This is a genomic window from Shewanella sp. ALD9 (genome assembly GCF_002836315.1).
Lineage (GTDB): Bacteria > Pseudomonadota > Gammaproteobacteria > Enterobacterales > Shewanellaceae > Shewanella.
Window position 1 is genome coordinate 294877 of record NZ_PJCD01000042.1, and the last position, 12231, is coordinate 307107.

The 12231-nt window shown below is 40.3% G+C and carries 8 protein-coding genes; 3 read left to right on the forward strand and 5 right to left on the reverse strand.

Annotated features, from left to right (window positions below; translation table 11 throughout):
- Window positions 1–540 precede the first annotated feature (540 nt).
- Both CXF88_RS19560 and CXF88_RS19565 read left to right on the forward strand, forming a co-directional pair.
- On the forward strand, window positions 541–2418 hold the full coding sequence (locus CXF88_RS19560) for a DUF294 nucleotidyltransferase-like domain-containing protein (protein ID WP_101088458.1): 1878 nt from the start codon (window positions 541–543) through the stop codon (window positions 2416–2418).
- 10 nt (window positions 2419–2428) lie between these two features.
- Window positions 2429–3145, forward strand: coding sequence for a 3'-5' exonuclease (locus CXF88_RS19565; protein ID WP_101088459.1), 717 nt, complete (start codon window positions 2429–2431; stop codon window positions 3143–3145).
- A gap of 78 nt (window positions 3146–3223) precedes the next feature.
- On the opposite strand, the gene CXF88_RS19570 is transcribed toward CXF88_RS19565, so the two are convergent.
- From CXF88_RS19570 to CXF88_RS19590, 5 genes are all read right to left on the reverse strand, one after another.
- Window positions 3224–4804: a BCCT family transporter gene (locus CXF88_RS19570; protein WP_101088460.1), complete on the reverse strand. Its 1581-nt coding sequence runs from the start codon at window positions 4802–4804 to the stop codon at window positions 3224–3226.
- A 550-nt stretch (window positions 4805–5354) separates the two neighbouring features.
- The gene (locus tag CXF88_RS19575; RefSeq protein WP_101088461.1) at window positions 5355–6902 is read right to left on the reverse strand and encodes a methyl-accepting chemotaxis protein; all 1548 of its coding nucleotides are present in this window, start codon (window positions 6900–6902) and stop codon (window positions 5355–5357) included.
- Window positions 6903–7611: 709 nt separating this feature from the next.
- Window positions 7612–9294, reverse strand: a complete 1683-nt coding sequence (locus tag CXF88_RS19580) for an AarF/UbiB family protein (protein ID WP_101088462.1) — start codon at window positions 9292–9294, stop codon at window positions 7612–7614.
- Between the two features lie 10 nt (window positions 9295–9304).
- Window positions 9305–10000 (reverse strand): DUF6781 family protein, encoded by a 696-nt coding sequence (locus tag CXF88_RS19585; protein ID WP_101088463.1) that lies wholly within the window; start codon window positions 9998–10000, stop codon window positions 9305–9307.
- 545 nt (window positions 10001–10545) lie between these two features.
- Window positions 10546–11427, reverse strand: coding sequence for a LysR family transcriptional regulator (locus CXF88_RS19590; RefSeq protein ID WP_101088464.1), 882 nt, complete (start codon window positions 11425–11427; stop codon window positions 10546–10548).
- Window positions 11428–11584: 157 nt separating this feature from the next.
- Between CXF88_RS19590 and CXF88_RS19595 the strand changes: the two genes are divergently transcribed.
- On the forward strand, window positions 11585–12205 hold the full coding sequence (locus CXF88_RS19595; RefSeq protein ID WP_101088465.1) for a glutathione S-transferase: 621 nt from the start codon (window positions 11585–11587) through the stop codon (window positions 12203–12205).
- Window positions 12206–12231 lie beyond the last annotated feature (26 nt).

Here is a 12231-nt window from a genome sequence, read left to right on the forward strand (position 1 = left end):
CTTAGTATTGCACTTAAATAAACTGGCACCTCGAGTGCAGCGCTTGCTATCGAATTACATTACGTTCTCCAACCTTATATCGATGTTCACATAATAAGAGACTCTGCTTCATGAACAGCCTTTATCCTCAGAGAAAATTCGTATTTTTAGCTTCTATGGCGTTAATTACGCACGAATAAGTATGGATAGATTAACCACTTAGGCTGGAATTTATAAAATTGCCTTATTAAAATCGAACAGTAAATGTCATCATTGATGACAATATTCAGCAATGTCACTTGTTTCACCAAATTAACTCAATATCTAACCACACAGAAATGCTTTGGGTACAATATCAGAACAGCAGTGCTACTATGGCTAATAACATAAGTAGATTATCGTTCGTTTTGGCTAGGCCACCATCATTACTGGTTAACACGTAAAGGTAACTAATGGCCTCAGCAACCGCTATATATTCGAACACAATAGCAATTTTCACTCGTATGATAGCTAAATAGATATTAACAATTCTCCAGTCATCACCAACTAGCAGGTCTATTCATGACAGCCGAAGTACTCGAAATCCAGAGCTTTATTGCTCAGTACGCCCCATTTGATCAGCTTCCAGAACAAGTGTTAATTGACGTTGCTAAAAGTGTTGAGATTTCTTATTACCGCACAGATAGCATGATTGTTAACTTTAATGACAACGTTAAAGAGCTATATATGATCCGCAGCGGAGTCGTAGAGTTATATCGCCGTAAAGGTGAACTTTATAATCGTTTAGACCAGGGTCAGTTATTTGGACAAATGGGCTTGTTAACCAATAATAAAGTGCGCTTCCCAGCCAAAGCGGTAAAAGATACGCTGGTATACTGTATTCCTGAGTCGGTATTCAATGATTTGTGCGAGAATTATGATGATTTTGCTGATTTTGTTGAAGCTGAGGATTCCACCCGTTTAAAACAAGCGGTAAAAGGAAAAACCGATGATGCTAATGCACTGACCACTTCCAAAGTAAAAACCTTAGTCACCAGAGAGCCTGTGGTTCTGTCCTGTAATAGCAGCATACAAGCTGTGGCCAAAATCATGGCCGAAGAGAATATATCTGCGGTATTAATTAATGACCCAGATATAGATGATCAACAAGATAGCAGTTTCGTTGGTATTATTACCGAACATGATCTCTGCGCTAAGGTCATTGCAGCCGGGGTAAGTGTTGATAATCCTATTTCACAAGTCATGTCGACCGATTTAATTTCGCTGGATCACAACGCGTATATTTTTGAAGCGATGTTGCTTATGCTGCGCAACAATATTGATCATCTGCCCATTCTAAAAAATAAGAAACCGATTGGTCTGATTGAAGTTGCGGATATCATTCGCTACGAATCGCAAAATAGTTTGTTATTTGTAAGCAGTATCTTCCAGCAAAAAAGTAGCGAAGATTTAGTGCTGCTTTCTGCGGAGTTAAAAAACTGTTTTGTACGCATGGTTAACGAAGACGCCAATTCACACATGGTCGGACGGGCAATGTCTGAAATCGGTCGTAACTTTAAACAGCGTTTATTAGAACTTGCAGAAGAAAAGTTCGGCCCGCCACCTGTTCCATATTGCTTCTTAGCTCTGGGTTCGATGGCTCGGGATGAACAGCTAATGGTGACCGATCAGGATAATGCTATTATCCTGGATAATAGCTATAACGTTGCGTTGCATGGAGCATATTTTGAAAAGTTAGCAGATTTTGTTTGTGATGGTTTAGCTGCCTGCGGGTACAGTTACTGCACCGGTGATATTATGGCAAGTAACCCTGAATACCGTAAAACACGCGAACAATGGGAAGAATGTTTCGGTGACTGGATAGAAAACCCCAACCCTCAAGCCTTATTAAACTGCTCTATTTTCTTTGATCTTACGGGGGTTTATGGTCGCATAAAATGGGCCGAACAACTCAATGCCTTTATCTTAAGTAAAGCCAAGAAAAACAACCGCTTTTTAGCCTGTTTAGCACACAATGCCCTCAACCGAAAACCACCTCTGGGATTCTTTAAAGATTTTGTGATGGAAAAAGATGGTCGTCATAATAACTCTATCAATTTAAAACGTCGTGGTACTGCGCCATTGGCCGATTTGATCCGAGTGCATGCCCTTGCCATCGGCTCACAATCACAAAACTCATTTGAACGTTTAGAAGACATTATCGATTCGGGTATTCTGCCCACATCCAAGGGCGAAGATTTACAACATGCCATGGAGCTTATTTCTTTGGTTCGTTTGCGTCATCAGTCAACAGACATAGAGTCTGGGATTGAGCCTGATAATAATATTGAACCCGAAAGTATGTCTGATTTTGAAAGACGCAACCTTAAAGATGCTTTTTTAGTGTTAAGCAATGCGCAAAACTTTTTAAAATATCGCTACAGTTCTAACAAACTTTAAAGGTTAACTCATGACTAATTTCAGCGACCAGGAGATTTTAAACTGGCAAGCCTTTCTAGAATTAAAAGCCAATAACAGTAAAGATAAACGCCTGCATGATTTTTATCATGCAGGTACTTATCATAATGAAACACCATTAAGTGATATTGAGTTTGTCGCATTGGATTTTGAAACTACCGGTTTAGATTCACAGCAAAACAGCATCATTAGTATTGGGCTAGTACCATTTAATTTACAGCGAATTTTTTGTAGTAAAGCAAAAAAATGGTATCTCAACCCTATAGATAAATTACAAGAAAACTCAATTATTATTCACGGTATTACCCACTCAGATTTACAAGGTGCACCAGATTTGTTGTTGATTTTGGAGCAGCTTTTAAATGAATTGGCTGGAAAAGTTGTGGTGGTGCATTATCGGCATATTGAGCGTGATTTTCTTGACCACACTTTACGCATGTTGATTAATGAAGGTATTGTGTTTCCGGTTATCGATACCATGCAGATTGAGGCTAATGTGCAACGGGCGAAGTCACAAGGGTTGCTTAATTTATTTAAAAGAAAGCGCACAGAATCAATTCGGCTTGCCAATAGCCGTGAACGTTATCACTTACCTGCTTATGCCCCTCATGATGCGTTAACCGATGCAATTGCCACCGCAGAGTTACTGCAGGCTCAAATTAAATATCATTTTAGTCCAGACACTGCGATTGACAAATTATGGTTGTAATGTGCTTTGATTGAACAAAAATTATGCTTAAAAAAAAGCCGATGAATCAATCATCGGCTTTTTTGTAGCAAATAAAAACTAGTTTTTATTATGTTTTTCAGTGCGCATGCCCATCAACAAACTGACACACATTACCAATAAAATAATGGTAAAGGGTAAGGCCGTCGAAATGGCACCTGCTTGTAATGCCTCAATCGCCTGAGTGCCACCAACCCAGAGTAATACAGCTGCGATAGCACCCTCAATTGTAGCCCAAAAAATACGTTGTGGGATCGGCGCATCAATTTTACCACCGGCAGTAATACTGTCTATCACCAACGACCCGGAATCGGAAGAGGTAATAAAGAAAACCAGTACCAGTAGCACAGCTATCATTGATAAAATATTGCCTAATGGCAGTGCATCAAACATCTGGAACATAGCAAGCGGAACGTCCGTTAGTCCTTCACTGCCTAATATGCCGACTTCATTGACAACTTGGTCAATAGCGACACCACCAAATACTGACATCCATAAGATAGTCACTGATGTTGGTATAATTAATACTGCGGTAAGAAATTCACGTACCGTACGGCCACGAGAAATACGAGCAATAAACATACCCACAAATGGAGACCATGAAATCCACCATGCCCAATAAAACACGGTCCAGCCGTGCATCCAAGCTTCATCTTCACGACCAATTGGATTACTCAAGGGAATGATATTCTTAACATAACCCATTACTGTGGTCGGAATAGTGCCCATAGAAACAGCAGCGGTCACAAGCGCAACAAAGACAACTAAAACAACAGCAAGTAACATATTGACGTTACTGATTACTTTAACACCACCTTCAAGCCCGCGTACCACAGAGACAATAGCCAGCATGGTCACTACAACAATAATAGTGATTTGCAAGGATAGGTCACCTTCAATACCAAACACGTGCTGGAAACCACCCGCAGCTTGTTGAGCACCTAAACCGAGTGATGTTGCCAAACCAAATAATGTGGCGATTACAGCTAAAACATCAATCACATGTCCGGGCCAACCCCAGGTACGGTCGCCTAATATAGGATAAAAAGCAGAACGTATGGAAAGCGGTAAGCCTTTGTTGTACGCGAAGAAAGATAACGATAAGGCGACTACGCCATAAACCGCCCAAGGGTGTAATCCCCAATGGAACATAGTTGCACCCAGTGCAAGCTCTGCTGCTGCCGGGGTATTGGCGACCACATTCAGTGGTGTTTCATACCAGCCGGTGTAATACGCTAACGGTTCTGCAACGCCCCAAAACATCAAACCAATACCCATACCTGCTGCAAAAAGCATCGCTATCCAGGAAAGTCTTGAATGATCGGCTTTTGCGCCGTCACCACCTAGGCGAATTTTACCATAAGGTGAAACAATTAATGCCAGACAGAAGATCACAAATAGATTCATAGACCACATAAAGAGACCGTCAAATGCCCCTATTATCTGCCATTTCATACCATCTAAAAATTCTTTTGATGTTGCCGGGTCGATAATTAAAATGGCAATTAAAAAAATAGCGATTAAGCCTGCACTCGTTCCAAATACAGGGTTATGTATATCAAAACCCCATTTTTGAATGTTATCTTGCCCGACAGTATAGTCGGTATTATCTATACTGTATTTGTCCTTATTTATCTTCATAAAACCTCAATTAGAGCCGCCTTGCCCTATTAAATTGATACTCGATTGCATCTTCAGGCAAGGATTTTAACAAAATCGGCTCATGATTTCAGGCTTATTTCAAAATCAGGTTAATTTAAAAATAAAAAACATATAAATAATCATATATTTATATATCACATTCTGTATTTTCGCTTCACCAAACACGAACATAAATAACAGCTATTAACAGGCTAATTTTGCGATCACTTTTGTTGCAGTTTTTGGCCTTAAACAGAAAAGCCTAAATATTTAACTTATTAGCCTTTAAAGACTAATAAGTTAAAGATAATGTTTTTACCGATATGAATAAACGGTATGTTTATGGGCGGTTTCTACAAGGTAATAATTTTAGCTTACTTGATTTTTTTACGCTGCTAATGTTGATTGTTAATAACGCACAACAATTGAATTTAGATTGCTGTTCATGTTAGAACTTAGTCAATGAATGAAAAACATGATTCCCCTGTGTTAAGTTTCGTTGGCAACATACTCATAAAATCATAAAAATTAGCCGGATAGAGCTAATTATTTATGACTCTTCGGCCTTGTAACCAATTCTAAATCCTCCCCAATGTTTGCCGTTAACATAAATTGGTGCAGAGAGATCATGCATCACCTCACCGGTATCACGCTTATATGTTTGCAGTAAAAAACTTTCAGTATTGTTGCCGCATCGCTTTCCTGTAGGGTCATTAAAAATGCGTTTGGTGCGATTACCAGCAAGATCTTGCTCCCGGTTTCCGCTTAAAGGCTGAGAAAATTTGATATTGTGGGTAGGAAAATACCCTCTTACATCTACAGCTCCGGCATAAATAATATCGGTGTTATTTTTTAAAATGGCCTCTTGAATGCTAGGTAAATTGGAGTCTGTAAAACGGTCAAAACCAGTGGTAAATTTTTGAGGGTCGGTTTTAGGGATTGGCTGGTAATTTGAGTCAAATAATTGGGCTTGTGTGAGTGAACCTTTTAACAGAGCATTTTCAAAAACCGCTCCGACATCAGCCGCAGCATTGAGTGCTACATTAGCGATAATTGCGTGTTTATCCGATAAATCGAAACTTTGTAAATGACGAAATATCTGTTCTGCAAAGCCACTAAGCTCAAGAACTCGATCTGAAGCTTCTATTAAGTCGGTATCAACTTTGAGTATAGAGGCCCCTATTCCTTCAATATTGGCACCTATGCCATTGGTGTTATCAACGGTAAAACCTACAGTTTGATCCATTTGCAGCATTTCGCTTGCTGCATCGGCCATGCTTTCTTGGCTTGCCTTTGTAAGAATATAAATCTCATTCATACGCTGAGAGAGTTTTCCCCCCATATCACTGACTCGTTGCATTGCTTGTACAGATTGAATGCTATTTTCACCAATTTCTGACAGCAATGATTCTATACCTTGCGTTGCTTCAGCCGTTTTATGTGCCAGATTACGAACTTCATCGGCAACCACGGCAAATCCTCTGCCTTGTTCACCAGCTCTAGCCGCTTCAATTGCAGCATTGAGTGCCAACATATTAGTTTGATCAGATAGTTTATTAATAGTGTCGGTGATACTGCTTATAGCGTTTGCTTTGTTGTTAAGTTCTATTAATAACACTGCAGTTGATTCAATTTCAGTAGACAAGCTGCGTTGTTGTTCATCAACTTGTTTTATTTCTTTGGCGTAGCTTGAAGCTTGGGTATTTGCCTCTTCAACCAGTAAACGTACTTTGGCTGATTGGCCTAACAGTTGTTGAGCACCTTGCTCTAAATTACCCGCACGCTCTGATATTTCTTGAACATGCTTTACTTGCAAACCCATTGCATGTGCTAGCTTTTCAATAAAAAATGACACTTCAGCCCCACCAATAGCAATTCGAGTGGCGGCTTTGCTGATACCACTCGCAACATGCTCATCGTGTTGAGATGACTCAAGGATTTCTGGGCTTATTTGTTTTTTGTGGGTAAGCAGTAGCGTGGCTACGGACGCGAGTGCGATCAATAATGCATACAGCCAAGGAGGTAAGGTTAAATAACTCAGCAGTACAGTGATGGCAAATACCACTAAACCATTAATCAAAATCATTCTATTTAGCATGAATACTCCAATCCATTTTTACTCAGATTAGCACTCTCTATGTCATTGTTGGCTATCGACTTTGGTCTAAGCGTTAATCGTCATCTCAACCGATGCGTTTAAACCGTATCAATGACGTAATCGAGCCATTGCATGATCTTGTTATTGCACATTATTTTCATAGATTGTTTTTCAACAAGCATTGCGTGACCGATTCAAGTATTTGAGTGAAGTTTACCGATGCAACAATTTGACATAACAGTCAGTACTAATACCTAAAGCAGCACGAATGAAACGTTTTTTGTTATCAATAGATCACATAAATAGCATGTCGATTTACCGCAAAAAAACCAACGATTAGTTAAGAAAAAGTCTCTTCACATTTGAATTAGATAAAGCGTTAGTGACTACATCAATTAAGTACAAATGTAGTTTATAGATTTTAAACGTCAGATTTTAAACGTCAGATTTTACACGTTAAGCATTAGACAGCATTGAGTGTTTGCAACTTCTTGTCACCTTTTAGACTAAATGGTCTGATTATTCAGCTTGTTTTTGGAAGGAATGGTTATGTTGTACACTGAATCAATGGAGCAGTTACTCATATCGTACAAAACAGCAAAGGTAATATGATTTACTCTTATCGAGGTCTATTTTTAATGCTTTGGCACTGCAAAGCTGCATAAAATTTATGCAGCCTCATGTTTATTATTGATGTAGTGATAATTTGCTACTTCCAGCGCCCGCTTGACCAAATAGAGAATAACAACCAAATCCCACCGACGGCAGCGCTCAGAAATCCAAGTATGCCAAATAACGGTAAACCAAATAAAGTTGGTCCTCCATCAACTGTCATCACAATAGAAGATCCAATAATCATGGCCGCTACCACATTGCCAATGGCGACTCGACTAGCAGCCCGGTCAAGTTGATTGCCAAAGGCTTTTAGTCTTGTGACATCAATATGCAGCTGAAATCTACCGCTACGGGCTGAACGTAAAAGTTGTTGTAAGTCTTGCGGTAATCCACTTAACAATTCACCAGTATCGACAATGGCTTGCCAACCTCTTTTAGCCAATGCGTCTGGTGCGTATCGTTGTAACATTAACTGGTGTAATAATGGTTTTGCTTCAGACACCATATTAAAGTCAGGATCTAATTGCAGGGCAACACCTTCAAGCGCAATTAATGCTTTGATCAATATAATAATATCAGGAGGTAAGCTGAGGCCATATTCTCTAAGCAGTGATATCAGTTCAGTCAACATCATGCTCAAATGGAAGCTTTTTAACGAAACGCCATGATACTTATCAACAAATTCTTCTACTTCAAAAGTAAGATTCTCACTATTGAGCGGAGGATCGCCAGCCCAAGTCAGTAATACATCAACAACACGAGAAGCATCCAATTCAACCATGCTATGTAAAAGTTGCACCACTTGATGGCGGCGTTCGAAAGACAATCGTCCCACCATGCCAAAGTCAATAAATGCGATTCGATTTTCAGGCAGATAAAAAATATTACCTTGATGGGGATCCGCATGATAAAAACCATCAATTAAAATCATTTTCAACGCAGCTTGACCACCATACTTAGCTAACAGCTTCCTATCTAATCCAGCCTGCTCCACTGCTGCTATATTCCGTCCAGAAATACCATCAATAAACTGTTGAACATTGACGCGTTCACTGCACCACGACCAATACACTTTTGGAATAACGATGTTGGGGTTACTTTTGAAATTGTTTGCCACCCTTTCAGCATTACGACACTCGGCCAATAAATCCAGTTCCCGCCGTAGAGAATGGGTAAATTGACGGACCACCTCACGAGGCCTAAAACGGCGTAGTGTCGGTGACTCTGACTCCATCACCTCTGCAATACGGGCAAGTAAACGTAGATCAGCTTCCATAACAGGTCTTATGCCTGGCCTGCGAACCTTAATAATGACTTCAGCACCATCGTGTAGGCGAGCCCGATGAACTTGGGCAATCGATGCGGCAGCAAAAGGGGTTGGATTAAATTCGGCAAAAGCCTGTTGCGGACTACAACCTAAGTCTTCCTGTAACTGTTTACAGATTAATTCAAATGATACCGGCGGCGCATGATTCTGCAATTTTTCAAATTCAGCAGTCCACTCTGGTGGAAATAGGTCTGAACGCGTAGCAAGGATCTGTCCTAGTTTGATAAAGGTTGGTCCCATTTCTGCCAGTGCATGGCAAAACCTAACCGGTGATTCTAACTGGGTTATTTCAGCTGCATGCTTCCAATGCAGAGCCTTACCGGCGACATTAAACACATTAGCAAGGCCAAGCCTGCGCAACACATCGCCGAAGCCATAACGAATTAAAACCGAAGCAAGCTCATTCAGTCGGCCAATATCTCGCGCGGTACCTAACGTTTCCCAAAGCATGCTTCACCCATTATTGACTCTTATTTGAGTTGGAATTAGATGTTGATTTCTCATCCAATTTTTGTGCAAAAGCATCAAGAAAACCTGCTGCCGCATAAGCGAGGTTACGGGTTACTTTAGCTGCAGAATCGACTCCAGCTGCCACAGTGTCGCTTAACCGCTCAGTTAATTGTTGGTTTAATAATGTAGAAACTTCAGTTACTTTCTGGCCGACGGCGGTACCGCTTACTCGACCATGACGAGCCAAATCATTTAAAGTAACGGATACCGCCTCATTAGCCTCATTAGCCTCTTTTGCCACGTCTTTTAACGTCTCTAAATACATAGCTTCAAGTTCACTAAGGTCATTAATGGTGCGTTGTAAATCTTGTTTACTAAAGGTGTTAACATGCGAACTGGCTTCTTCAACAGCTAATTTGGATGCCTCTACGGCAGAACATAAGGCATCCTCAAGCCCAGCAACCGCCTTAGTGAGCTGATGGGATTGACCATCACGACTATGAATAACTGCACCTAAACCGGCACCTTTAATCACGCAGCTTGCAATCTGTGAGAGCTCATTGAGGTCCAATTTGCATTCACTCAATGCTTTAAGAATAATGCACCGAACGGTTTCCCGAATATCCTTATCTGCCTCAACCGCCTCTTTAATGTCTCCTTCGAGATTGTCACGATGTTTATTGGTATCACTTTTAGCTTTACTCATATTGATTCACCTATAAAACGTCAGGCTGCTAGGACAATCCAAACATTATCGGTCTATTAATGATGCTATTTTACCTTTTTGCTAACCCACCTTGGCTAAGTAGAGCTGAAAGAATCTGATACATAACAGCAAATAAAAATAACACTTACCTAATAAATTTAAGTCAAATGTGTCGATGAAACCTTGATGCACCTCAAAGATGTCGTAAATAACGGACAATAATCACACAACCCTGAAACCTCACTTTTTTAAATGTTTATATTTATGTGAATGTTAAAAATCTAAATCCACTAAATGTCCGAAGCGGTCGAGAAGACGAACTGGAGTATTTTAAAATTAGCAACAATTCAAATATTTACTATTGCGTTGAGTGGCCGTTAAGTGATTGGATTGTAGATATTTTTAATAGAGTCAATTATGATACTCAGTTGAATTAAACTGAGTTCTAAGTGTATCAATGACCTCATCGACATATCGAATAACATCATCAATGCAGGTTTAATGGTCAATAGCCCTAAGCTGATACGATATTATTTTAGATAAAATTATCCTAACGCCGTTACTAAGTGATCTATCAATTTTCTAATCCGAGCTGTTAAATGACGTGCAGAAGGATATACAGCGTATAAGTTAAATACGCTAACCATCTTATCGTCAAACAACAATACCAACTCACCACTTTTAAGAAAGGGTTCAACGGTGTACAGCGGACAACGACCAATACCTAAACCTCCAACGGCCATATGCGCGACCGCCCGAGGCGAATTTGCCGTAAAAGACCCATTTACCCGATATTTTTGTTCTGTGCCAGCAACCGTAAAGGCCCAATGCTCCGGATCTGCTGACGATGATTGTAATAAACAATTATGTGTTGATAAATCGCTAGGATGTAATGGTTCACCATGTGTATTGATATATTCCGGTGATGCAAACACCACTAATCGCATAGTAAGCAACTTACGAGCAATAAGCGTAGAATTTTGCAGTGGACCAAAACGAATGGCGAGATCAAAACCTTCGTCAAGTATATCGACATGCTGATCGGACAGATGCAGATTGATAGACACTTTAGGGTGTGCAATTTGAAAAGGTCGAATCGCTTCTACCAATTCCCTTGACCCAAATCCTGTTGGCGCAGTAATACGAATAGGCCCCGCAAGTTCGGATTGACGCTCTTGAACTAAACCTTCTAACTCATCAAATTGATCAATTATAAACACGCAGCGTTCAAAATACGCGAGTCCTGTATCACTCAAAGTGACACGTCTAGTTGTCCGATGAATAAGTTGCGCACCTAAACGGGCCTCTAACTGTCGCACATGCTTGCTGGCCAAATTGGTACTAATACCTAGCTGTTTTGCCCCCGCCGTAAACGATTTTTGCCCCGCTACAGCAACAAAAATACGCATACTATCAATCGTATCCATAGATGATCCTCACATGAGTAATGACCATTAATAACAGCCATTAATATTATATCCATAATAGAGATAATGTTTCAATAAAACAGGTCATTGTATTTATGCCGTGTGAACTTTATTCTTTTCTCACGCACAAATCATTCAACCCTTAAAGGAACACATCATGTCTAATGCCATTAAAATTCACAGTTTCCCACTTTCAGGTCATGCTCATCGCGTGCAGCTATTTGCGAGTGTCGCGGGGATTGCGCACAACATTATCCACGTAGATCTTCCTGCTGGGGAGCATAAAAAAGCACCGTTTCTTACCCTTAACCCTTTGGGTTTGGTCCCTGTTATTGAAGACGGTGATGCGGTTGTTCACGACTCAATTTCAATCCTCATTTATCTGGCTCGTAAATATGCGCCTTCGTTTATCCCTCAAGATCTGCAACATGAAGCAGAAATGCATCGTTTTCTTGCGATGTCAGCGGGCGAAATCTCTTATGGCGTAGGCGCAGCGAGGTTAATTAATGTTTTCAATTCACCATCAGATCCGGTGTTTGCTAAAGCCACAGCAGAAAAAGCGTTAACAAAATTAGAAGCACAACTTATCGACCAAGATTATTTGGTCGCAAATAAAATCAGCTTAGCTGACTTTGCTATATACAGTTACGTTGCTCATGCACCTGAAGGCGATGTGTCATTAGCACCTTACCCAAATGTACGTCGCTGGTTAACAAACATTGAAGGGTTGAGAGGATTTGTTGCTATGCCAGCAACCAAAGCTGGATTAGTAGCATAAGACGACTAGCTCTTGGCAGCTCGCAC